Origin of the sequence: Methylocella sp. (assembly GCF_044226135.1) — a bacterium.
GTDB lineage: Bacteria > Pseudomonadota > Alphaproteobacteria > Rhizobiales > Beijerinckiaceae > Methylocapsa.
In genome coordinates, this window is the sequence record NZ_JBGAHM010000003.1 from 151,570 (window position 1) to 172,877 (window position 21,308).

Annotated in this window: 22 protein-coding genes and 5 pseudogenes; 1 reads left to right on the forward strand and 26 read right to left on the reverse strand. The window is 67.6% G+C overall.

From position 1 onward, the window contains the following. Positions 1–76: 76 nt before the first annotated feature. The 26 genes and pseudogenes from ACILRB_RS02865 to rpoZ form a co-directional block, all read right to left on the reverse strand. Complete coding sequence (locus tag ACILRB_RS02865; protein WP_395664786.1) at positions 77–1,231, reverse strand: glycosyltransferase family 4 protein; 1,155 nt, start codon at positions 1,229–1,231, stop codon at positions 77–79. A gap of 360 nt (positions 1,232–1,591) precedes the next feature. Beyond that, positions 1,592–2,635, reverse strand: a complete 1,044-nt coding sequence (locus ACILRB_RS02870) for a glycosyltransferase (RefSeq protein ID WP_395664787.1) — start codon at positions 2,633–2,635, stop codon at positions 1,592–1,594. A gap of 67 nt (positions 2,636–2,702) precedes the next feature. Then, positions 2,703–3,263 (reverse strand): D-glycero-alpha-D-manno-heptose-1,7-bisphosphate 7-phosphatase, encoded by a 561-nt coding sequence (locus tag ACILRB_RS02875; protein WP_395664788.1) that lies wholly within the window; start codon positions 3,261–3,263, stop codon positions 2,703–2,705. A 52-nt stretch (positions 3,264–3,315) separates the two neighbouring features. After that, positions 3,316–4,440 carry a glycosyltransferase family 9 protein gene (locus ACILRB_RS02880; protein ID WP_395664789.1) on the reverse strand — a complete coding sequence of 375 codons (1,125 nt, stop codon included), beginning with the start codon at positions 4,438–4,440 and terminating at the stop codon, positions 3,316–3,318. A 178-nt stretch (positions 4,441–4,618) separates the two neighbouring features. Beyond that, positions 4,619–5,599 (reverse strand): ADP-glyceromanno-heptose 6-epimerase, encoded by a 981-nt coding sequence (gene rfaD, locus ACILRB_RS02885; protein WP_395664790.1) that lies wholly within the window; start codon positions 5,597–5,599, stop codon positions 4,619–4,621. 346 nt (positions 5,600–5,945) lie between these two features. Further along, positions 5,946–6,608 carry a guanylate kinase gene (gmk, locus tag ACILRB_RS02890; RefSeq protein WP_395664791.1) on the reverse strand — a complete coding sequence of 221 codons (663 nt, stop codon included), beginning with the start codon at positions 6,606–6,608 and terminating at the stop codon, positions 5,946–5,948. Positions 6,609–6,654: 46 nt separating this feature from the next. Further along, positions 6,655–6,801 (reverse strand): annotated as a pseudogene (locus ACILRB_RS02895) (endoribonuclease YicC domain-containing protein); the annotation flags it as partial. A gap of 186 nt (positions 6,802–6,987) precedes the next feature. Next, entirely contained in the window at positions 6,988–7,368 is a 381-nt protein-coding gene (locus ACILRB_RS02900) for a glycosyltransferase (protein WP_395664792.1), read from the reverse strand. After that, positions 7,335–7,529, reverse strand: coding sequence for a hypothetical protein (locus ACILRB_RS02905; RefSeq protein WP_395664793.1), 195 nt, complete (start codon positions 7,527–7,529; stop codon positions 7,335–7,337). Before ACILRB_RS02905 ends, ACILRB_RS02900 begins: the two co-directional genes overlap by 34 nt. Before the next feature lies 1 nt (position 7,530). Continuing rightward, positions 7,531–7,917 (reverse strand): hypothetical protein, encoded by a 387-nt coding sequence (locus ACILRB_RS02910; RefSeq protein WP_395664794.1) that lies wholly within the window; start codon positions 7,915–7,917, stop codon positions 7,531–7,533. Between the two features lie 137 nt (positions 7,918–8,054). Then, entirely contained in the window at positions 8,055–8,441 is a 387-nt protein-coding gene (locus tag ACILRB_RS02915) for an HAD-IIIA family hydrolase (protein WP_395664820.1), read from the reverse strand. Between the two features lie 37 nt (positions 8,442–8,478). Beyond that, positions 8,479–8,619, reverse strand: a pseudogene (locus ACILRB_RS02920) (HAD family hydrolase); the annotation flags it as partial. Beyond that, positions 8,619–8,972: a glycosyltransferase family 9 protein gene (locus ACILRB_RS02925; protein WP_395664795.1), complete on the reverse strand. Its 354-nt coding sequence runs from the start codon at positions 8,970–8,972 to the stop codon at positions 8,619–8,621. The pseudogene ACILRB_RS02920 and the gene ACILRB_RS02925, both read right to left, overlap by 1 nt. Continuing rightward, positions 8,869–9,291 (reverse strand): glycosyltransferase family 9 protein, encoded by a 423-nt coding sequence (locus tag ACILRB_RS02930; RefSeq protein ID WP_395664796.1) that lies wholly within the window; start codon positions 9,289–9,291, stop codon positions 8,869–8,871. Before ACILRB_RS02930 ends, ACILRB_RS02925 begins: the two co-directional genes overlap by 104 nt. After that, entirely contained in the window at positions 9,281–9,598 is a 318-nt protein-coding gene (locus ACILRB_RS02935) for a hypothetical protein (RefSeq protein ID WP_395664797.1), read from the reverse strand. The genes ACILRB_RS02930 and ACILRB_RS02935 overlap by 11 nt, the downstream gene beginning before the upstream one ends. A 668-nt stretch (positions 9,599–10,266) precedes the next feature. Further along, positions 10,267–10,940 (reverse strand): annotated as a pseudogene (locus ACILRB_RS02940) (NAD-dependent epimerase/dehydratase family protein); the annotation flags it as partial. A 350-nt stretch (positions 10,941–11,290) separates the two neighbouring features. After that, positions 11,291–11,957, reverse strand: a pseudogene (gene gmk / locus ACILRB_RS02945) (guanylate kinase). A gap of 43 nt (positions 11,958–12,000) precedes the next feature. Further along, positions 12,001–12,886 (reverse strand): annotated as a pseudogene (locus ACILRB_RS02950) (YicC/YloC family endoribonuclease). Positions 12,887–12,988: 102 nt separating this feature from the next. Further along, a complete protein-coding gene (gene era, locus ACILRB_RS02955; RefSeq protein ID WP_395664798.1) occupies positions 12,989–13,909 on the reverse strand; it encodes a GTPase Era in 921 nt (306 codons plus the stop codon). Continuing rightward, positions 13,906–14,622, reverse strand: a complete 717-nt coding sequence (gene rnc, locus ACILRB_RS02960; RefSeq protein ID WP_395664799.1) for a ribonuclease III — start codon at positions 14,620–14,622, stop codon at positions 13,906–13,908. The genes era and rnc overlap by 4 nt, the downstream gene beginning before the upstream one ends. Positions 14,623–14,687: 65 nt before the next feature. Beyond that, the gene (lepB, locus tag ACILRB_RS02965) at positions 14,688–15,500 is read right to left on the reverse strand and encodes a signal peptidase I (protein ID WP_395664800.1); all 813 of its coding nucleotides are present in this window, start codon (positions 15,498–15,500) and stop codon (positions 14,688–14,690) included. Between the two features lie 155 nt (positions 15,501–15,655). Next, entirely contained in the window at positions 15,656–16,093 is a 438-nt protein-coding gene (gene acpS / locus ACILRB_RS02970) for a holo-ACP synthase (protein WP_395664801.1), read from the reverse strand. Beyond that, the gene (locus ACILRB_RS02975; protein ID WP_395664802.1) at positions 16,090–16,839 is read right to left on the reverse strand and encodes a pyridoxine 5'-phosphate synthase; all 750 of its coding nucleotides are present in this window, start codon (positions 16,837–16,839) and stop codon (positions 16,090–16,092) included. The genes acpS and ACILRB_RS02975 overlap by 4 nt, the downstream gene beginning before the upstream one ends. A gap of 169 nt (positions 16,840–17,008) precedes the next feature. Beyond that, entirely contained in the window at positions 17,009–17,407 is a 399-nt protein-coding gene (locus ACILRB_RS02980; RefSeq protein WP_395664803.1) for an MAPEG family protein, read from the reverse strand. Between the two features lie 36 nt (positions 17,408–17,443). Further along, entirely contained in the window at positions 17,444–19,657 is a 2,214-nt protein-coding gene (locus ACILRB_RS02985) for a RelA/SpoT family protein (protein WP_395664804.1), read from the reverse strand. Positions 19,658–19,787: 130 nt separating this feature from the next. Continuing rightward, complete coding sequence (gene rpoZ / locus ACILRB_RS02990; RefSeq protein WP_395664805.1) at positions 19,788–20,177, reverse strand: DNA-directed RNA polymerase subunit omega; 390 nt, start codon at positions 20,175–20,177, stop codon at positions 19,788–19,790. Between the two features lie 483 nt (positions 20,178–20,660). On the opposite strand from rpoZ, the gene ACILRB_RS02995 reads away from it, so the two are divergent. Continuing rightward, a complete protein-coding gene (locus ACILRB_RS02995; protein ID WP_395664806.1) occupies positions 20,661–21,272 on the forward strand; it encodes an NYN domain-containing protein in 612 nt (203 codons plus the stop codon). The last annotated feature ends 36 nt before the right edge of the window (positions 21,273–21,308 follow it).

Below are 21,308 nucleotides of genomic sequence, written 5' to 3' on the forward strand. Positions count from 1 at the left end.
GCCGCGGCCGGCGTCCGGCGTCCGGCGGCGGGCAGCATAGGCGCGGCGCGGCGCTTTGAACAGGGGCGGCCGCCCTTCAGAAGGCGCTCTTCGACGGGCCCGCGAAAGCGCCGGCGTCGGACTCGCGGCGGCATTCGTCGAGGATCTCGAGGAGTCTCGCGCGAAATTCGGCGTTGAGATATTTCGCTTCGACCTTTTCGCGCCCGCGCTCGCCCATGGCCTTCGCGAGGCCTTCGTCGAGAAGGAGCTGGCGCAGCCGCGCGGCGAGCGCCGGCACGTCCTTCGGATCGACGACGAAGCCGTCGACGCCGTCGGACACCACCTCGCTCGCCGCGCCATGCTTGCTGCAGATGACCGGAAGGCCATATTGCCAGGCTTCGAGATAGACGATGCCGAAGCCTTCCTTGTCGGACGGCATGGCGAAGACGCTGGCCGAGGCGTAGGCCTCCTGCAGGGCTTTGGCGGGGACGAGCCCGCGGAAGGTCACGGCGTCGGCGACGCCAAGCTTCTGCGCGAGCGCTTCGAGCCCGGGCCGCAGTGCGCCGTCGCCGATGATCTCATAGACGGCGTCGGGCACGCTCTGGCGCAGCAGCGCGAACGCCTCGATCATCTCGTCGACGTTCTTTTCGCGCTCGCCGGCGCCGAGCCGCGTCACGGTCAGGATCGAAAGCGGCCGGCGCCCGCCTGACGGCGCCGATTCGAGCCGGTCGACTGCGTTGGGCAGAATGCGGAACTTGCGCAGCGGCACGCGGAATTCGCGGCTCATCACCTCGGCGGTGAAGCGGCTGACGGAGACGACGCGATCGACCGATCTGGCGGCGAGGCGCTCGAACAGGCGGCGCGGCCGTCCGGCGCTGTTCCAGGCTTCATAGCCATGGACGAACAGGACGATCGGCAGCCGCGGCCGGAACAGGCGGATCGCGGCGGCGAGCGGCAGAAGATTGAGGTGGCAGACGAGCAGCATCCGCCCCTGGGTCGCCGCGCGCCAGAACGCGCGCATGAAATAGAACAGGCGATTGCGCGGGGCCAAAATCTCGGCTCCGGGAAGCCGGGGGATCGTGGCGTTGGAATCCCCGAGCAGGAAGACGACCGCTTCGCCGCCGCCGGCCTCGCCGCCGTCGAGATTGTGAAAAAGGCGACGATTGAAATTCTGCAGCCCGCCAATCTTTCCATAGGTGGACAGAGCGCAGACGACGACGCGCTTTCCCCCGTCATGCTTGGAGTGAGGCATCGCCTTGACTTCGATAATCGATTGCTCCGCCGTGATCTGCATAGGCTGAGGCGTCCAAGCACGGATGGGGCCGCCGAGGCTTGTCAGCCATGAGACGGAACATGCTTGTAAAGTAACTAAAAACCAATCAATTCGCTACGAATTGTTGCCGACGGGGCGGCTTTGCCCGCATCGATTCATGGCGTGACATTCAAGGTTGACGCCGCGCTTTATTCATCATTTTGACCCGGCCGCCCGATTCGTTCAACGCCGCTCCGCGAGCGCGCGCCCGACGCCTTGTCGTCCGCAAGACTCCGCCCCGGCCGACGCTCGAAGGGGGCGTGGACGGACCAAGGCCCGAGGGCGGCGATAGTCGCCGCCTCAGGCGAAAGCTTCGGCCTTTAGCGCATGATCCACGATCCGGGTCAGGAGAATTTCATTGAAGTCTCCGTTCCTGACGACCTTGCGATGACCGGCGGCGGCGATCGCCGCGATTTTTTCGGGCGTCTTGAGCAGTTCGAGGCAGCGGTCGGCGCATTCGTCGGCGTCGTCGAAGAAGACGGCCTCCTCTCCATCGACGTACATGTCGAGATGGTCCGGCGTGCGCTCGGCGCAGAACGCCGTGCCGGTCGCGGGGATTTCAAGGCTGCGCGTCGTGTAAAGGTCCTCATTGCCCTTGGACAGGAGACCAATGGCGATCTTTGCGCCGCGAATGGCCTTGACGTAGTCGAGACCCTCGAGCGTCCCGAGCCGGACATTCGCGCGCAGGCGCTCATATTCCGGCGCCTTGTTCCAGCGCGGCCCATAAATGACGATGGGCACGCCGCGCTCGATGAGACGCAGCATGAACGGCCCGCGCTCCGGCATCCATGTGCCGACGAAAGCGACATCGGACGAGAAGCGGGCGCGATCCTCGTCCGAAAGCTCGATCGGCCGGTGAATGGCTTCGTCCGCCGCCTGCCGCACCAGCATGACATGCTTCGCCCCGGCCCTGCGCGCCGGCTCGACGCTCGACGAGCGCGGCGTCGCGACCAGGTCATAATAGGGCAAGGCTTTGAGAAACAGGCGCCATTTGCGCATGTCGCGGGAGACGTAGGGGTTGTCCTGATTGTAGTTGACGACCACCCTGGAGACGGTCTTGAAGCGCCGCACGCAGGAGGCGTCGACAAGTTCGCCATGATCGACGAAGACGACGTCGAACGTCTCGCCGCCGATCTGCCTGAACATCCAGTTCTCGACGAGCCTGCCCAGGCCGAAGGCGCCGGTGCGCACCACCCAGGCGTCGGTCAGCCGCTCGGGAATGACCGGCAGCGTGTCGACCGGAATCCAGGCGTCGAGCGACCTGACCTCATGCCCGAGACGACGGAAGGCGTTGATGCGGTGGATGGCTGTGCCGCTCTCGGGACCAATGTAGAGTACTTTCATCGTCCTCGCCTCGCGCCAGGAAAACTGCCTGCGACCCCGCGCCTTGGGCTCATGCCACGGGCTTCCGTCATCCGCGCCCCGCCGCCGCGCCGGCGAGACGCAGGACTTCCCCGCTCGCCTCGAGCAGATCACGGAAGACGCCGTAGCCTTTGGCCTTCGCCTTTGCCGCGTCCTTCGCGCCATGGCCGGTCGTCACCAGAAGTCCGGTCCCCCCGACGGCCGTCGCGAGTTCGACGTCGGAGAGCTTGTCGCCGATCACGAAGGAGCGCGACGGGTCGAGGCCGAGGTCACGCGCGGCCTCCTCGACCATGCCCGGCCGGGGCTTGCGGCAGGCGCAGTCGTCGTCGGGGCCGTGCGGGCAGCGGTACCAGCCGGCGATCGCGACGCCGGCCGCCGTGAGAAGCTCCCTGACCCTCGCCTCGACGGCGTCGGCCTGCGCGAAGGAAATATGGCCGCGCCCGATGCCCGACTGGTTCGACACGATGACGAAGGGAAAGCCGAGACGCTCCATCGCCTTGAGCGCGGCGACGGCGCCCGGCAGCAGCTCGACCTCGTCGGGATTCGACGGATAATGCCGCTCGACGATGACAGTCCCGTCGCGGTCGAGGAAAATGGCTGGCTGGGACATCAGGGCTCCGCGGCGGATGATCTGGCGGGCGGGATCGGGGGCTCGGGCCGCGTCATGCGGGCGGCAGCGCGGGCAGCGCGGCGCGCGTTTCGCGGGCCATGTCCTCGACCTTGATCCTGTCGACGCCCTCGACGCGGTGAATGATTCTGTGGCCCTCGCCCCAGGGGTGCCATTTGCGCGGATGGTTGAGGCTGCCGAACGGCGAAACGCAGGCGACCCCCCCGGCCGCGGCAAGATGCATCGGCCCCGAATCATGCCCGACGAACAGGCGCGCGCGGCGTAGCGCGGCGGCGCTTTCGCGCGGCGCGAGCTTGCCGCAGGCGTTGACCACGACGCCCGGCCAGCCCGCGGCCACGGCGTCGGCCTCGGCCGACTCGTCGCCCGCGCCAAGGAACAGCAGGCCATAGCCGCCATGCGTCGGCGCGAGATCGGCGAGGAGCTTGCGCCAGTTGTCGTCGCCCCAGTGTTTTTCGACCACCTTGCCGCCCATGTTGATCGCGACGAAGGGCGCGCCGGCGAAGGGTTCGAGCGCTTTTTCTCCGGCTTCGATCTCGTCCGGCGTGAGGCGCAGGTCCCAGTTGCGGCGGTCGTCGAGGTCGATCGGGCCGAGCGCGCGCAGCGACCGCGCGAGGCGCACGCATTCCATTTCGCGCAGGCCGGCGGCGTCATAGGTCACGGTCTGCACGTCGTTCGAGAGCGGCGCGCCGATGATCCGCTTCAGGCCGCTGAACCGGAAGAACGCCATGTCGCGCAGCACCTGCCAGCGGTTCATGCGCGGAGTGAGATAGATGATCGCGTCGGCCTTGAGCGCCCGCAACTGCTTTGACAGCCGCCAGATCTCGCTGAAGGAGCGCAGCCGGATCGGATAGGCGATGATGCTGTCGATCAGCCCCGACCCGCCAAGGATGAGCTCGATCGACGCGGCCTTCGACGACACCGGAACATTGGTCAGGACGACCTTCTCGGCGTCGGGAAAGCTTTTCGCAAGCTTGTGGAAGCAGGGCAGCGCGACCACCGTGTCGCCGAGGCTGCCCAGCCGGAAGATCAGGATCCGGCGCGGCTTCGCCGGAGCGAGCGCCGCGTCTTTTCCGCCCGGCCGTTCGGCGGGGTCGGCGCGGCCGTCGGCGAGTCGCCCCGACGCGGCCATATCGTTCAAGGCTTCGACCTGCTCGGCCATGATGCGCTAGCCCCTGCTGTCCATTTGCGGCCTTCGCCCGACGCGGCCCCGCCCTCGGCTGGCCCGGCGCTCCGGGCCTCGCCCTGAACGGCCCCGCGCGCTTCGCCGCGATCTTCAAGCAACTGGCGTTCCAGCGCGCCGGACCTGGCGCTCCGCCATGCGAACGCCGATTCCCGGCTCACCGATAGGGATCAGGCTGCGTCAGATAGTTCAGCACATAATCGGCGACGCCTTCTTCAAGCGTGTGAAACTTCACGTCGCATCCGGCGTCGCGCAGCTTCTCCATCTGGGCTTGGGTGAAATACTGGTAGCGGTCGCGGATCGCAATCGGCATGTCGACATAGCGCACGTCGACGTTCTTGCCGAGGGCCCCGCCGATGGCCAGCGTCAGATCGAGGAAGGAACGGGCCTTGCCCGTGCCGAGATTGAACAGCCCCGACACGTCGGGGTGGTCGAACAGCCACATCATCACCGCCACGCAATCGGCGACATAGACGAAGTCGCGCAGCTGCTGGCCGTCCTGATAGTCGTCGCGGTGCGACTTGAAGAGCGAGATGGTTTCGCCGGCCGCCACCGCCGCCGTGTTCTTGGCGACAAGGCTCTGCATGTCGCCCTTGTGCGCTTCGTTCGGGCCGTAGACGTTGAAGAATTTCATGCCCGCCCATTGCGGCGGGGCGACGCCTGCGGCGGCGCGGTCGAGCGCCCAGCGATCGAAGGCGTGCTTCGACCAGCCGTAGAGGTTGAGCGGGCGCAGCTGCGCCAGCGCCTTCTGCGAGCTGTCGTCTGAGAAGCCGGCCGAGCCGTCGCCGTAGGTCGCGGCGGAGGACGCGTAGATCAGGGGCGTGCGGCGCGCCGCGCACCAGTTCCACAGGCTCGCCGACAGCTGGATGTTGGTGCGCAGAATCTCGTCGCCGTCAGACGCCGTGGTCGAGGAGATCGCGCCCATGTGGAAGACCGCGTCGGCGCGCGGCGCGTCCTTGAGGAAGGCGTCGATCCGGTCGGGCGTGATGATGTCGTGGAAGCGGCGCTTGGCGATGTTGCGCCATTTGGAGTCGCAGCCGAGGGAATCGAGGATGACGATGTCCGAGCGGCCGCGGTCGTTGAGCGCGGCGACGATGTTCGAGCCGATGAAGCCGGTTCCCCCAGTCACGAAAATCATGAGCCGCTGGTCCTCGAGAAAGACGCGCCCGGACGGGCGGAGGATGAAAGTCCGGCGCCGGCGGCGGCCGGCGTGGGAGCGCCGCCGTAAAATGGCCGGCGTCTCCAGTCTTGCGCGCTACTTGTGCTGGAAAAACGCGCGAAGTTCAACGCCCATCGTCCTATGACGACGCAAGAATCGACGGTCGGCAAAATATGTTCCGGCGTCGGCGAAGATCGGCCTGCGGCGCGTCAAAGCTAGACTTTAAAGCGACGGCCGCCGTCGTCCGCGCTTCAACGGACGATTTCGGGTTTGCTGCGACGCGGCGTTTGGCCGCACAACCTATACTACTCATCTTCGTGGCGCGTCAGGGCTGGCTGAGCAGCTCCTCGACGATCGCGCCGATCGCCTCGCGGGAGCGCGCCGCCCGGCTCCGCTCGGACGAAACAATGGCGCGCAGCTCGTTGAAGGTCTCGTTCAGGTCGCGGTTGACGAGCACATAATCATATTGCGTCCAGCGGCTGATTTCGTTGCGGGCGTTCTCGAGCCGGCGCGCGATCACGTCCGGCGGGTCCTCGGCGCGGCGCTCGAGCCGCGCGCGCAGTTCGCGCATCGACGGCGGCAGGATGAAGATGGTCACGACGTCCGCGCCGGCCTTCTGGCGCACCTGCTGGGCGCCCTGATAGTCGATGTCGAACAGGACGTCGCGGCCGTCGGCCAACACCTTTTCGACCGGCTCGCGCGGCGTGCCGTAGCAATTGCCATGGACTTCGGCCCATTCGAGCAGATCGCCCGAATCGCGCATCGCCTCGAACTGGCGGCGCGTGACGAAACTGTAGTGGATGCCGTCGACCTCGCTCGAACGCCGCGGCCGCGTCGTGACCGAGATCGACAGGGTCAGGTCGAGCGCCTTGGTCTGCAGCAGCATGCGGGTCAGCGTCGTCTTGCCGGCGCCCGAGGGAGACGACAGGATCAGCATGAAGCCGCGCCGGCGCGGCCCGCGGCCCTGCGCCGCGGCGGCGTCGCTCATGACGCCTCCCCTTTCGATCTCCGCGGCGGCGCCGCTCGCTGCGAGGCTATTCGACATTCTGGACCTGTTCCCGGAACTGTTCGATCTCGATGCGCAGCTCCATGCCGATCGCCGTCAGCTCGACGTCGTTGGACTTGGCGCACAGCGTGTTCGCCTCGCGCGCGAGCTCCTGCGCCAGAAAATCGAGCCGCCGGCGGCGCGACAACCGACACGTCCCGAGCAAGGCCATTTTCCGCAGCGCGGCCAGGGCTTTTGTCGATGCTCAAGCAGCCCCGGCCGAGCTTCGAAGGGGGAATCCGCCCCTCGCGCGACGGGCGGCGATAGGCGGCGTCGATCAGGCGAAGGCTTCGGACGTTCAGCCCCATGTTCAACATCTTCGTCAAAAGCGCTTCGTTGAATCCCCGTTCTCCAGCACCCTGCGACGGCCGGCCGCGGCGATCGCCGCGATTCGTTCAGGCTCCTTGAGCAGTTCAAGACAACGGTCGGCGCATTCGTCGGCGTCGTCGAAGAAGACGGCCTCCTCGCCATCGACGTACATGTCGAGGTGGTCCGCTCGTGCGCTCGGCGCAGAACAGCGTTCCGATGGCCGGAATTTCGAGGCTGCGGGTCGTATGGAGAGGTCTTCATTTCCCTTGGACAGGAGGCCGATCGCGATCTGGGCGCCGCGAATGGCCTTGACGTAGTCGAGACCCTCGAGATTGCCCAGCCGGACATTCGGGCTCAGCGTTATATTCCGGCGCCTTGTTCCAGCGCGGGCCATAAATGACGCAACGGCACGCCGCGCTCCACGAGCCGCTGCATGAAGGGCCCGCGCTCCGGCATCCAGGTGCCGACGAAGACGACCTCCGCGTCGTAGCGGGCATGGTCTTCGGCCGAAAGCTCGATCGGCCGGTGGACCGCCTCGTCGGCGGCGAAACGCACTTCAAGGACGCGCCGCGCGCCGGCCCTTCTTCGCCGGGGCGACGCTCGAGCCGCGCGGCGTCACGGCGAGGTCGTAGTCGGGCAGCGCCTTCAGGAAGAGGCGCCATTTGCGCATGTCCTGCGCGACGTAAGGGTTGTCCTGGTTGTAGTTGACGACCACGTTCGAGATCGTCTTGAAACGGCGCACGCAGGAGGGGTCGACAAGTTCGCCATGGTCGACGAAGACGACGTCGAAGGTCTCGTCGCCGATCTGCCGGAACATCCAGTTCTCGACGAATTTGCCCAGGCCCAGCGCGCCGGTGCGCACGACCCAGGCGTCGGTGATCCCGCTCGGGAATGACCGGCAGCGCGTCGACGGGAATCCAGGCGTCGAGAGACCGGACCTCATGCCCGAGGCGGCGGAAGGCGTTGATCCGCTGGATGGCCGTGCCGGTCTCTGGGCCAATGTAAAGTATCTTCATCGTCCTCGCCTCGAGCCAGGAAAACCGTCCCCGGGCCCCGCCTTTCGCGGCGGGCCCCCGGCCGTCACCCGCGCAGCAAGGCCGACGCGCCGGCGAGGCGGAGGACTCCCCGCCTCGCCTCGAGCAGATCGCGGCATACATCGCAGCCTTTCGCCCTCGCCTTTCCGGCCTCGGCCGCCCCATGGCCGGTCGTGACGAGCAGGCCGGTCGCGCCGACGGCGGCCGCGAGCTCGACGTCCGAAAGTTTGTCCCCGATCACGAAAGACCGGGACGGGTCGATGTCGAGATCGCGCGCCGCGTCGTCGACCATGCCGGGAAGCGGCTTGCGGCAGGCGCAGTCGTCGTCGGGGCCATGCGGGCAGCGGTACCAGCCGGCGATCGAGACGCCTTCGGCCTCGAGCAGCTCCTTGACCCTCGCCTTCGACGGCGTCGGCCTGCGCGAAGGAAATATAGCCGCGCCCGATGCCCGACTGGTTCGACACGACGACGAAGGGAAAGCCGAGACGCTCCATCGCCTTGAGCCCGTCGACCGCGCCGGGCAGAAGCTCGACGTCGTCCGGGTTCGAAGGATAGTGCCGGTCGACGATGACAGTCCCGTCGCGGTCGAGGAAAATGGCTGGCTGGGACATCAAACCTCCGCGGCGGATGATCTGGCGGGCGGCGTCATGGGCGTCAAGCCGCGTCCGGACGGCGGGCGGGGCAGCGCGGCGCGGATTTCGCGGGCCATGTCCTCGACCTTGATCCTGTCGACGCCCTCGACGCGATGAATGATTCTGTGGCCCTCGCCCCAGGGGTGCCATTTGCGCGGCCGGTTGAGGCTGCCGAACGGCGAAACGCAGATCACGCCGCCGGCGGCGGCAAGATGCATGGGCCCCGAATCATGGCCGACGAACAGGCGCGCGCGGCGCAGGGCGGCCGCGCTTTCGCGCGGCGCGAGCGCGCCGCAGGCGTTGACCACGACGCCCGGCCAGCCCGCGGCCACGGCGTCGGCCTTCCGACTCGTCGCCTGCGCCGAGGAACAGCAGGCCGTAGCCGCCATGCGTCGGCGCGAGATCGGCGAGGAGCTTGCGCCAGTTGTCGTCGCCCCAGTGTTTTTCGACCACCTTGCCGCCCATGTTGATCGCGACGAAGGGCGCGCCGGCGAAGGGTTCGAGCGCTTTTTCTCCGGCTTCGATCTCGTCCGGCGAGAGGCGCAGGTCCCAGTTGCGGCGGTCGTCGAGGTCGATCGGGCCGAGCGCGCGCAGCGACCGCGCGAGACGCACGCATTCCATTTCGCGCAGGCCCGAGGCGTCATAGGTCACGGTCTGGACGTCGCGCGAGCGGCGCGCCGATGATCCGCTTCAGGCCGCTGAACCAGAAGAACGCCATGTCGCGCAGCACCTGCCAGCGGTTCGCGCGCGGCGTCAGATAGATGATGGCGTCGGCCTTGAGCGCGCGCAACTGCTTTGACAGCCGCCAGATCTCGCTGAAGGAGCGCAGCCGGATCGGATAGGCGATGATGTCGATCAGGCCGGACCCGCCCAGGATGAGCTCGATCGACGCGGCCTTCGACGACACCGGAACATTGGTCAGGACGACCTTCTCGGCGTCGGGAAAGCTTTTCTGCAAGCTTGTGGAAGCAGGGCAGAGCGACCACCGTGTCGCCGAGGCTGCCCAGCCGGAAGATCAGGATCCGGCGCGGCTTCGCCGGAGCGAGCGCCGCGTCTTTTCCGCCCGGCCGTTCGGCGGGGTCGGCGCGGCCGTCGGCGAGTCGCCCTGACGCGGCCATATCGTTCAAGGCTTCGACCTGCTCGGCCATGATGCGCTAGCCCCTGCTGTCCATTTGCGGCCTTCGCCCGACGCGCCCCGCCCTGACGGCCCTGCGCTCCGGGCCTCGCCCTGAACGGCCCCGCGCGCTTCGCCGCGGCCGTCTAGCAACTGGCGTTCCAGCGCGGGAGCCGCAAAGCCCCACGCCATGCGAACGCCGACTTCCCGGCTCACCGATAGGGATCAGGCTGCGTCAGATAGTTCAGCACATAATCGGCGACGCCTTCTTCAAGCGTGTGAAACTTCACGTCGCATCCGGCGTCGCGCAGCTTCTCCATGTCGGCTTGGGTGAAATATTGGTAGCGGTCGCGGATGGCGATCGGCATGTCGACATAGCGCACGTCGACGTTCTTGCCGAGGGCCCCGCCGATGGCCAGCGTCAGATCGAGGAAGGAACGGGCCTTGCCCGTGCCGAGGTTGAACAGGCCGGACACGTTCGGGTGGTCGAACAGCCACATCATCACCGCCACGCAATCGGCGACATAGACGAAATCGCGCAGCTGCTGGCCGTCTGATAGTCGTCGCGGTGCGACTTGAAGAGCGAGATGGTTTCGCCGGCCGCCACCGCCGCCGTGTTCTTGGCGACGAACTTGCATGTCGCCCTTGTGCGCTTCGTTCGGGCCGTAGACGTTGAAGAATTTCATGCCCGCCCATTGCGGCGGGGCGACGCCTGCGGCGGCGCGGTCGAGCGCCCAGCGATCGAAGGCGTGCTTCGACCAGCCGTAGAGGTTGAGCGGACGCAGCCGCGCCAGCGCCTTCTGCGAGCTGTCGTCGAGAAGCCGGCCGAGCCGTCGCCGTAGGTCGCGGCGGAGGACGCGTAGATGAAGGGCGCGGCGGCGCGCCGCGCACCAGTTCCACAGGCTCGCGGACAGCTGGATGTTGGTGCGCAGAATCTCGTCGCCGTCAGACGCCGTGGTCGAGGAGATCGCGCCCATGTGGAAGACCGCGTCGGCGCGCGGCGCGTCCTTGAAGGCGTCGATCCGGTCGGGCGTGATGATGTCGTGGAAGCGGCGCTTGGCGATGTTGCGCCATTTGGAGTCGCAGCCGAGGAATCGAGGATGACGATGTCCGAGCGGCCGCGGTCGTTGAGCGCGGCGACGATGTTCGAGCCGATGAAGCCGGTTCCCCCAGTCACGAAAATCATGAGCCGCTGGTCCTCGAGAAAGACGCGCCCGGACGGGCGGAGGATGAAAGTCTGACGGCCGGCGGCGGCGGCCGGCGTGGAGCAATGCCGTAAAACGGCGGCGTCTCCAGTCTTGCGCGCTACTTGTGCTGGAAAAACGCGCGAAGTTCAACGCCCATCGTCCTATGACGACGCAAGAATCGACGGTTGGCAAAAATATGTTCAGGCGTCGGCGAAGATCGACCTGCGGCGCGCGAAAGGTAGACTTTAAAGCGATGGCCGCCGTCGGACGCGCCTTCAACGGACGATTTGGGGTTTGCTGCGACGCGGCGTTTGGCCGCACAACCTATACTACTCATCTTCGTGGCGCGTCAGGGCTGGCTGAGCAGCTCCTCGACGATCGCGCCGATCGCCTCCGCGACCGCGCCGCCCGGCTCCCGCTCGGACGAAACAATGGCGCGCAGCTCGTTGAAGGTCTCGTTCAGGTCGCGGTTGACGAGCACATAATCATATTGCGTCCAGCGGCTGATTTCGTTGCGGGCGTTCTCGAGCCGGCGCGCGATCACGTCCGGCGGGTCCTCGGCGCGGCGTTCGCGCGCGCGCGCGCAGCTCGCGCATCGACGGCGGCAGGATGAAGATGGTCACGACGTCCGCGCCGGCCTTCTGGCGCACCTGCTGCGCGCCCTGATAGTCGATGTCGAACAGGACGTCGCGGCCGTCGGCCAACACTTTTTTCGACCGGCTCGCGCGGCGTGCCGCAGCAATTGCCGTGGACTTCGGCCCATTCGAGCAGATCGCCCGAATCGCGCATCGCCTCGAACTGGCGGCGCGTGACGAAACTGTAGTGGATGCCGTCGACCTCGCTCGAACGCCGCGGCCGCGTCGTGACCGAGATCGACAGGGTCAGGTCGAGCGCCTTGGTCTGCAGCAGCATGCGGGTCAGCGTCGTCTTGCCCGCGCTCGAGGAGACGACAGGATCAGCATGAAGCCGCGCCGGCTCGGACGCCCGCGGCCCGCGGCCGCGGCGGCGTCGCTCATGACGTCTCCCCTTTCGATCTCGGCGGCGCCGTTCGCGGCGAGGCTATTCGACATTCTGGACCTGTTCCCGGAACTGTTCGATCTCGATGCGCAGCTCCATGCCGATCGCCGTCAGCTCGACGTCGTTGGACTTTGGCGCACAGCGTGTTCGCCTCGCGCGCGAGCTCCTGCGCCAGAAAATCGAGCCGCCGGCCCGCCGGCCCGCCGGCGGCGAGCAGCGCCGCGGCCGCGGCGCGATGCGCCGCGAGCCGGTCGAGCTCCTCACGCACGTCGGCCTTGCCGGCGAGCAGCATCGCCTCCTGATGCAGCCGGGCGGAGTCGAGGCCCCTGCCCTCGCCGAGCGCCGCGATCGCCTGATCGAGCCGCGCCATGACCGCCTCGGGCCGGCGGCCCGGGCAGGCGTCGGCGCGGGCCGTCAGCTCCGCGACGCGGGCGAGGCGCAGCTCCAGCGCCGCGCCGATCGCCTGACCCTCGGCCTCGCGCATGGCGACGAGCGCGTCGAGCGCAGCGCCAAGCCCCTTGAGCGCCGCGGCGCGGGCGGCCTCAAGCTCCGTCTCGGTTTCGGCGGCGTCGACGGTCTCGACCACGCCGCGCAGCGCGAGCAGGCCGTCGAGCCGCGCCGGGGCGACGCCCGCCGGCAGGCTCACGCCCTCGAGCGCGGCGAGCAGCGTGTTCAAAAGCTCCAGATTGACGCGCAGTTCGGGCGCGGCGGTCTCGCGGCGCGCCTGGCAGGTGGCGTAGACGGCGCCGCGCGCGAGCCGTGCGGACAGCAGCCTGCGCGCTTCGGGCTCCATGGCGTCAAAGCCCGGCGGCAGGCGCAGCCGCAGGTCGAGCCCCTTGGCGTTGACGCTCTTGATCTCCCACGACCAGCCATAGGGGCCGGCGTTTCCCGCGGTCCGGGCGAAACCGGTCATGCTGGCGATGGTCATGGGCGGCCGGGGCTTTCGGATCGGGGCTTCGCGCCGCCGTTTCATAGTGCGGGCCGGCTGGCGGCTCAAGCGAAAGAGCGCGACGGCGCGCGCCCGCCGCGCTCACTTTGGAAAATCGAGCCCCATTTCGCGGTAGCGCTCGGGATCGTCGGCCCAGTTCTCGCGCACCTTCACGAACAAAAAGAGATGCGCCTTCTGTTCGATCGCCTCCATGATCTCCTTGCGCGCGGCGGCGCCGATCGCCTTGATCGTGCGTCCGCCCTCGCCGAGCACGATCTTCTTGTGGCCGTCACGCGTGACGAAGATGGTCTGCTCGATGCGGACGGAACCGTCAGGCAGGTCCTTCCAGCTCTCGGTCTCGACCGTCGACTGGTAGGGCAGTTCGTCGTGCAGGCGCTCGAAAATCTTTTCGCGCGTGATCTCGGCGGCGAGCGAACGCAGCGGCGCGTCGGAGATCTGGTCCTCGGGATAGAGCCAGGGCCCCGCCGGCATGAGCGCGGCGAGCGTCTTCTTCATGGTTTCGACGCCATGGCCGCGCAGCGCCGAGATCATGAACACATGATCGAAGCGGAAACGCGCGTCGAAAGCGGCGGCGAGTTCGAGCAGCCTTGGATGCTCGACCGTGTCGATCTTGTTCAGGACGAGAATTTTCGGGCCGCGCAGCTCGGCGAGCCGGGCGAGCACCGCCTCAGCCTCTTCATTGAGGCCCTTGCGCGCGTCGACGAGCAGCGCGACCGCGTCGGCGTCGCCCGCCCCGCCCCAGGCCGAGGCGACCATGGCGCGGTCGAGCCTGCGCTTTGGCGAAAAGATTCCCGGCGTGTCGACGAAGATGATCTGGCTCGCGCCTTCGAGAACCACGCCGCGCACCTGCGCCCGCGTCGTCTGCGCCTTGCGCGAGACGATCGACACCTTGACGCCGACGAGCTCGTTGATCAGCGTCGACTTGCCGGCGTTGGGCGCGCCGATCAGCGCGACAAATCCGCAGCGCCTCGGGGTTTCGTCCTGCGTGTCGCGCTCGCTCATGCGTCGCCCTTTCCAAAGCCCGGGACGACGATGTTTTCGCGCGCGAGGAAGGCGGCGGCGGCCGCCTGCTCGGCGAGGCGCTTGGCGAGCCCCTTCGCCTCGGCGGCGCGAAACCCGTCGACCTCGACGCTGATGGTGAACTCCGGCGCATGGTCCGGGCCGACGCGGCCGGTTTCGCGATAGGCCGGCGGCGGCAGGCCGCGCGCCTGCGCCCATTCCTGCAAGGTGGTCTTGGGATCGCGCAGCGGCCGGCGCGGCGAGCGCATGCGCGGTTCGAACGCTCCAGCCACCACCTTTTGCGCGGCCGCGAAGCCGCCGTCGAGAAACACGGCGCCGATGATCGATTCGCAGACGTCGCCGAGGATGGCGCGGTTCAGCGAGGCGTTCTGCCTTTCGCTGTCGCCGAGGCGCACGAAGCGTTCGGCGCCCCAGTCCTGCGCGGCCTCGGCGCAGCTCTCCTTGCGAACGAGATCGGCGAGGCGGCGCGACAGCTCGCCTTCGTCGGCGTCGGGGAACGCGGCGAACAGCATGTCCGACACCACCACGCCAAGAACCCGGTCGCCCAGAAACTCGAGCCGCTGGTAACTGCCCTTTTTTCCCTGCGCGGCGCTGACATGGGTCAGCGCGTCCTCGATCAGGCGGCGGTCCGCGAAGCGATGCCCGATCCTGTCCTCGAGCGCGGCGAGCCCGTCCGGGCGCTCCGTCCGGGTCATGGCCGGTCCCGGAAAGTCATCGGCGGCTCACGAAGCGCATGGGCGATTGACGAAGGTCATGGAGCTCAGTTCACGAATTTCAGGATGCGGCTCCAGCGCACCGTCCAGGGCCATTCCCAGAACGCCCAGGCCGGCGCGCCCTTGCCGACGGAGAAGAAGATGACCTCGGCCCGGCCGACGAGATTGTCGAAGGGCACATAGCCGACCCCGCCCTGTTCGGGCGCGACGCGGCTGTCGGTGGAGTTGTCGCGATTGTCGCCCATCATGAAATAATGGTCGGGCGGCACGACGAACGCCTCGGTGTTGTCGTTGAAGCCCGTGTCGCCCTGGATTTCGATGATGGTGTGCGACACGCCGCCCGGCAGGGTTTCGCGATAGGTCGGAACTTCGGTCTCGCGGCCGTAGAAATCCTCGGTCGTCGCCTTGGCGATCGGCTCGCGCGGCACGATCGCGTCATTGATGTAGAGCCGGCCGTCCTTCATTTGAATCCTGTCGCCGGGCAGGCCGATCACGCGCTTGATGTAGTCGGTCGTGCCGTCGCGCGGCAGCTTGAACACGACCACGTCGCCGCGCTTGGGCGGCGTGGCGAAGATGCGGCCATGGAACAGGTCGGGGCTGAGCGGGAACGAGTGCCGCGAATAGCCGTAGGCGTATTTCGAGACGAAGAGATAATCGCCGATCAGCAGCGTCGGGATCATCGAGCCCGAAGGGATGTTGAAAGGCTGGAACAGAAAGGTGCGCACGACGAGCGCGATGAGCAGCGCCTGCAGCACGACCTTGATCGTCTCGCCGGCGCCGCCTTCGCGCGGCTTCGTTCCGGCCGCCGGAGTCGCTTCGATCTTGGCTTCTCTGTCCTTCAAACGCGCCGGCTCCGACATCAACTCCGCTCGCTCCAGCGCCGGGCCATCGCCGCGGCGCGCATCGTCGCTCCGCCGCCGGGCCTCCGGGACGGAGCGGGCTCATTACCATGCGCCGCGCGGCCGGTACAGGGCGCATGGCGCACCGCCGCGTGAAGGGCGCCGGCGGGCGGGCGTCAGACTTCGAAAACGTCCGGCGCGCGCAGGACGAAATCGGCGTCCTCGACGGCCTCGATGATCACCTGCGCCTGAGCCCAGGGAAATTCGTCGGTGAGCGAGAGATGCGCGAACGCCTTCATGCCCCGCGGCGTCATCGCTTCGAGCCGCAGCAGCGCGCCGCCGGTCAGGGCCAGCGTCGGGCGGCCCGACGGCAGGTTGACGACGCCCATGTCGCGCCAGGCGACGCCGGCCCGCATGCCGGTGCCAAGCGCCTTGGCGCAGGCCTCCTTGGCGGCGAAGCGCTTGGCGTAGGAGGCGGCCCGCCCCGCCCGCGCGTCGGACTTGCGGCGCTCGGTCTCGGTGAAGCAGCGCTCGCTGAAGCGCCGGCCGAAACGCGCGAGCGAATCCTCGATGCGGCGGATGTCGCACATGTCGACGCCGAAGCCGAGGATCATGCCCGCGCCCGTCCGGCCTGCATCGCCGCGCGCATTTTCGCGATCGCCGCCGGCAGGCCGACGAAGATCGCCTCGCTCACGAGAAAATGGCCGATGTTCAACTCCATGATCTGGGGCAGCGCCGAGATCGTCTCGGCGGTCTCGAAATCGAGGCCGTGGCCGGCGTGGCATTCGAGCCCGAGCTCTTCGGCGAGCCTCGCCGCGTCCCTCAGCCGCTCGAATTCATGACGCGCGCGTTCGGTCTCGCCATGGGCGCGCGCGTCGCACCAGGAGCCGGTGTGCAGCTCGACCACCGGCGCGCCGATGGAGTCGGCGGCCTCGACCGCCGTCCGGCCCGGCTCGATGAACAGGGAGACGCGCACCCCGGCGCGGCGCAGCTCGGCCGCCACGAGCTTCAGATGGTCATGCCCGTCATGGACGTTGAGGCCGCCCTCCGTGGTGCGCTCGCTGCGCCGCTCGGGCACGAGACAGCAGGCGTGGGGGCGCGTGTCGATCGCGATCGCGACCATCTCGTTGGTCGCCGCCATCTCGAAATTGAGCGGAACGGAAAGCTCGCGCTTGAGCCGCGCCATGTCCTCGTCGCGGATGTGGCGGCGGTCTTCGCGCAGATGCGCGGTGACGCCGTCGGCGCCGGCGGCGACGGCGACGAGCGCGGCGCGCAGCGGATCGGGATAGGAGGAGCCGCGCGCGTTACGCAGCGTGGCGACATGGTCGACATTGACGCCGAGGCGGGGAAGATGGCGCATGGGAGGGACTTCTTGCCTGTCGTGACGGCGCCCGCCGCCTGACGCGCTTTTCGCGCGTCGGCCGCGAGCTCTGGCGCGAGGAAGACGCGTTCACGCCGAAACAGGGGCGCGTTCGCGGTTCGGAGAGCGTTCACCGCGCTCTAGCATGATTTTCGCGCCGGCGGCGCCCTCACATGACCCTCAGGGCGAGCAGGACCGCCGCGACGACGAGGATGAGCAGGGTGGCGACCGCGCTCAGGCCGCGGCAACCATATTGCCGGAGCGAGTTCGCGGGCGCGGTCATGCCGAAGGGATGGGCGATCCGGGCGACGAGAAGCGGCGCGAGCAGAACATGGACGAGTCCCGGCGCCCCGCCCGAGGCTTCGTAAAGCAGCGCGAGGATCAGGATCAGCGGAACATATTCGATGAAATTGGCGTGCGCCCTGATGCGGACGCCGAGCGGCGCGCTGCCGCCGTCGCCATGCAGGGCCCCGAACCGGAAGCGCCCCGCCATGACCCAGGCCGAGAGGGCGGCGAAGACCAGCGCGAGGAGCGCCGCGTAGCCCGCGGCGACGGCCGGAAAGATCATGACGAGCCTTTCTTGAGGTTCAGCCGTTGGCGAGAGTCAGCCGTTCACGCGCTCGACCTTGTTGACCACGGGGCGGGCCCGCAGGCCGGAAAGGACGGCGTTGAGATGCTTGAGGTCGTTGACCTCAAGGTCGATGGTCATTTCGCGGAAGTCGGCCGAGAGCGGCCGGAACACGATGTTGTCGATGTTGGCGTCAAGGTCGCCGATGACGGTCGAGATCGAGCCGAGCGCGCCCGGCTCGTTGAGCGCGGTGATGACGATGCGCGCCGGAAAATATTCATGCGCGGCGTCCTCGACGTCCCAGCGCACGTCGAGCCAGCGCTCCGGCTCCTCGTCGAAGGCGGTCAGCGCCGGCGACTGGATCGGATAGATGGTGATGCCCTCTCCCGGCGTGAGGATGCCGACGATGCGGTCGCCCGGCACGGCGCCGCCGTTGGGCGCGAAGCGCACCGGCAGGTCGCCCTGAAGGCCGCGGATCGGGATCGAGCGCTGGTCCTGCGCCTCGCCGCCCTCGCCCGGAATGCGGAACACGAGCCCCGCCGCCTTCTTCATGCCGAACCAGCCGGCCTCGCCATGCGGGCGCGCGGCGGCGGCGGCCTTGCGCTCCTCCTTGAAGTCCGGGTAGACGGCCTTGACCACGTCGCCCGAAAACATCTCGCCGCGCCCCACCGCCGCCAGCACGTCCTCGACGCTCGACCGCGCGAGGCGCGCCAGCACGGCCTTGACCTTGTCTTCGGCGTAGGGCTTGCCGGCGCGCTCGAAAGCGCGGGCCACGATCTGGCGGCCGAGCCCGGCGTATTGCGCGCGCACGGCCTCACGCGTCGCGCGGCGGATCGCCGAGCGCGCCTTTCCAGTCACGACGAGCGACTCCCAAACGGCGGGCGGCGTCTGGCCCTCGGCGCGGGCGATTTCGACCTCGTCGCCGTTCTGCAGCTCGGAGACGAGCGGCGCGTGACGGCCGTTGATCTTGGCGCCGACCGCGCTGTCGCCGAGCTCGGTGTGGATGGCGTAGGCGAAATCGATGGCGTTGGCGCCGCGCGGCAGGGCGATCAGCCGCCCCTTGGGCGTGAAGCAGAACACCTGGTCATGGAACAGCTCGAGCTTGGTGTGCTCCAGGAACTCTTCCGGCGTGTCGCCTTCGGCCAGCATTTCGATGGTGCGGCGCAGCCATTGATAGGCGCGGCTTTCGGAGGAAAGCGCCTGGCGGTCGGCGACGCGGCCGTCCTTGTAAAGGGCGTGCGCGGCGATGCCGTTGCGGGCGATGTCCTGCATCTCCTCGGTGCGGATCTGCAGCTCGACGCGCTGGCGCCCGGGTCCCACGACGGTCGTATGGATCGACTGATAGTCGTTCGGCTTCGGCGTCGAGACATAATCCTTGAAACGCCCGGGAACCACGGCCCAGCGCGTGTGGACGGCGCCCAGCACCCGGTAGCAGTCCTCGACCGTCCCGACGACGACGCGAAAGCCGAAGATGTCGGAAAGCTGCTCGAAGGCGATCGATTTGCGCTCCATCTTGCGCCAGACCGAATAGGGCTGTTTTTCGCGCCCGGCGACCTTGCCATTGAGCCCATGCCTGGCGAGCTCGTCGACGAACTCCTTCTCGATGGTGGCGATGGCCTTGCCGTTCTTGCGCCGGAATTCGGCGAGCCGCGCCTCGATCATGGCGTAGGCTTCGGGCATGAGATGGCGAAAGGCGAGGTCCTCGAGTTCGTCGCGCATGCCCTGCATGCCCATGCGGCCGGCGAGCGGGGCGTAGATCTCGAGCGTCTCCTCGGCGATGCGGGCGCGCTTCTCGGGCGGCACGAAATGCAGCGTGCGCATGTTGTGCAGCCGGTCGGCGAGCTTGACCAGCAGCACGCGCACGTCCTCGGCCACCGCAAGCAGCAGCTTGCGGAAATTCTCGGCGTGGGCCGCCTTCTTGGAGACGAGATCGAGCTTCTTGAGCTTGGTGAGGCCGTCGACGAGGCGGCCGATGTCCGGCCCGAACAGACGGTCGATCTCCTCGCGCGTCGAATCGGTGTCCTCGATCGTGTCATGCAGCACGGCGGCGACGATGGTCGCGTCGTCGAGCTTCATGTCGGTGAGGATCGCCGCGACTTCGAGCGGATGCGAGAAATACGGATCGCCGGAGGCGCGCTTCTGCGCGCCATGCGCCTTCATGGCGTAGACATAGGCGCGGTTGAGCAGGACTTCGTCGGCTTGCGGATTGTAGCGCCGCACCCGGTCGACGAGCTCATATTGCCGCATCATGGACTGTGTCGATCCGCTCCCGCGCCGGGCCTGCGCGCGCCGCCCTGTTTGCGACGTCGATCATAGCGCAAAACGGCCGCGGGGCGACAAGCGTCGTCCCGCGGCGCAAAAGAAGAATCCTCGGAACGTCTCAGTCGGCCTCGTCGTCGGTTTCGGCCGGGGGCACGAGGCCTTCGAGCCCGCGCAGCAGGTCTTCCTCGGTCATGCGGTCGAACTGGATGTCGCCGATGGCGTCGGGGTCCTGGGCCGCCGGCGACAGCGCCGGCACGACCTCGGCCTCGGGCTCGTCGACCTCGACGTGCTTCTGCAGCGACTGGATGAGGTCTTCCTTGAGGTCGTCGGGCGTCAGGGTCTCGTCGGCGATCTCGCGCAGGGCGACGACCGGATTCTTGTCGTTGTCGCGGTCGATGGTGATCGGCTGGCCGGCCGCGATGGTGCGGGCGCGATGGCTCGCGAGAAGGACGAGATCGAAGCGGTTTTCGACCTTGTCGACGCAATCTTCAACGGTGACGCGGGCCATGCAGGCTTCGCTCCTGTGATGGAACCTAAATCGGGGATTGCAATTGAATTAGCGTGTAACCGGCCGCGGACGCAAGCCAAATGCGCGTCGCAGCGGCGCGCCGACGGGCGCGCGAGGGGCTTTGGGCCGCCGACGCGAGGCCGTCCGGAAAATGAAATAGTGACCGCCGTCTAGATTCCAACAAGATCATGAGGCATCATCCGGCTGACTGAAAGGTCGCCGTCAGACAATGCGAAAGGCGTAAAGGCTTCACGCCGGAGCGGGCCGCGAATTTTTCTCGTGATCCCTTGGTCTGGATCAAGGCGCAGCTCAAGATTTCGCAAAGGACGCGGGCGCGTTCACAATTTTGCAACATTTTGTGAGAAGCATTCCCACAACGTGATTGTTGCTCTAAGCGGGGCGTTCGTTCTGCCGTCAGGATCTCATGGGCGCGGATTGAACAGTCATTGTGACGGATACATACTCTTGAAGAGTGCTAAGCATATGGCGGACCAGGAGCGCATCGCGCTTTTCATCGACGGCGCAAATCTTTACGCGACAGCCAAGTCGCTGGGCTTTGACGTCGACTACAAGCGACTTCTGAAAGAATTCCAGAGCCGCGGCAAACTCATACGGGCCTTCTACTACACCGCCCTGGTAGAAGATCAGGAGTATTCGTCGATCAGACCGCTGGTCGACTGGCTCGATTACAACGGCTATTCCGTCGTCACCAAGCCGACCAAAGAGTTCGTCGATTCGCTCGGCCGCCGCAAGGTCAAGGGCAACATGGACATCGAGCTCGCAGTCGACGCGATGGAGATGGCCGAGCATCTCGACCACATGGTCCTGTTCTCGGGCGACGGCGACTTCCGCTCCCTCGTCGAGGCGGTCCAGCGCAAGGGCGTCCGCGTCTCGGTGGTCTCCACCAACGCCACCCAGCCGGCCATGGTCGCCGACGAGCTGCGCCGTCAGGCCGACGAATTCATCGACATCGTCCATCTCGCCTCGAAAATCGGGCGCGAGGCTGGCGAGCGCCCGGAGCGGCCCCATCGCGTCGACCGGCGCGTCGCGGCCACGGCGCCGTCCCACTACGATCCGGAGCTTGCGGACGACTGACGTCCGCATCGCTTCGCCGGCGGGCCGGCGCGGCCC

Coding starts and splice junctions, on each gene's coding strand:
- ACILRB_RS02900 (WP_395664792.1), bottom strand. CDS start 7,368: ATGGCCCGCGCTGGAACAAGGCGCCGGAATATAACGCTGAGCCCGAAT.
- ACILRB_RS02880 (WP_395664789.1), bottom strand. CDS start 4,440: ATGGCCGAGCAGGTCGAAGCCTTGAACGATATGGCCGCGTCGGGGCGA.
- gmk (WP_395664791.1), bottom strand. CDS start 6,608: ATGAGCGACGCCGCCGCGGCGCAGGGCCGCGGGCCGCGCCGGCGCGGC.
- ACILRB_RS02875 (WP_395664788.1), bottom strand. CDS start 3,263: ATGTCCCAGCCAGCCATTTTCCTCGACCGCGACGGGACTGTCATCGTC.
- ACILRB_RS02995 (WP_395664806.1), top strand. CDS start 20,661: ATGGCGGACCAGGAGCGCATCGCGCTTTTCATCGACGGCGCAAATCTT.
- ACILRB_RS02975 (WP_395664802.1), bottom strand. CDS start 16,839: ATGCGCCATCTTCCCCGCCTCGGCGTCAATGTCGACCATGTCGCCACG.
- rpoZ (WP_395664805.1), bottom strand. CDS start 20,177: ATGGCCCGCGTCACCGTTGAAGATTGCGTCGACAAGGTCGAAAACCGC.
- era (WP_395664798.1), bottom strand. CDS start 13,909: ATGAGCGAGCGCGACACGCAGGACGAAACCCCGAGGCGCTGCGGATTT.
- acpS (WP_395664801.1), bottom strand. CDS start 16,093: ATGATCCTCGGCTTCGGCGTCGACATGTGCGACATCCGCCGCATCGAG.
- ACILRB_RS02985 (WP_395664804.1), bottom strand. CDS start 19,657: ATGATGCGGCAATATGAGCTCGTCGACCGGGTGCGGCGCTACAATCCG.
- ACILRB_RS02865 (WP_395664786.1), bottom strand. CDS start 1,231: ATGCCTCACTCCAAGCATGACGGGGGAAAGCGCGTCGTCGTCTGCGCT.
- lepB (WP_395664800.1), bottom strand. CDS start 15,500: ATGTCGGAGCCGGCGCGTTTGAAGGACAGAGAAGCCAAGATCGAAGCG.
- ACILRB_RS02980 (WP_395664803.1), bottom strand. CDS start 17,407: ATGATCTTTCCGGCCGTCGCCGCGGGCTACGCGGCGCTCCTCGCGCTG.
- ACILRB_RS02910 (WP_395664794.1), bottom strand. CDS start 7,917: ATGAGGTCCGGTCTCTCGACGCCTGGATTCCCGTCGACGCGCTGCCGG.
- ACILRB_RS02870 (WP_395664787.1), bottom strand. CDS start 2,635: ATGAAAGTACTCTACATTGGTCCCGAGAGCGGCACAGCCATCCACCGC.
- rfaD (WP_395664790.1), bottom strand. CDS start 5,599: ATGATTTTCGTGACTGGGGGAACCGGCTTCATCGGCTCGAACATCGTC.
- rnc (WP_395664799.1), bottom strand. CDS start 14,622: ATGACCCGGACGGAGCGCCCGGACGGGCTCGCCGCGCTCGAGGACAGG.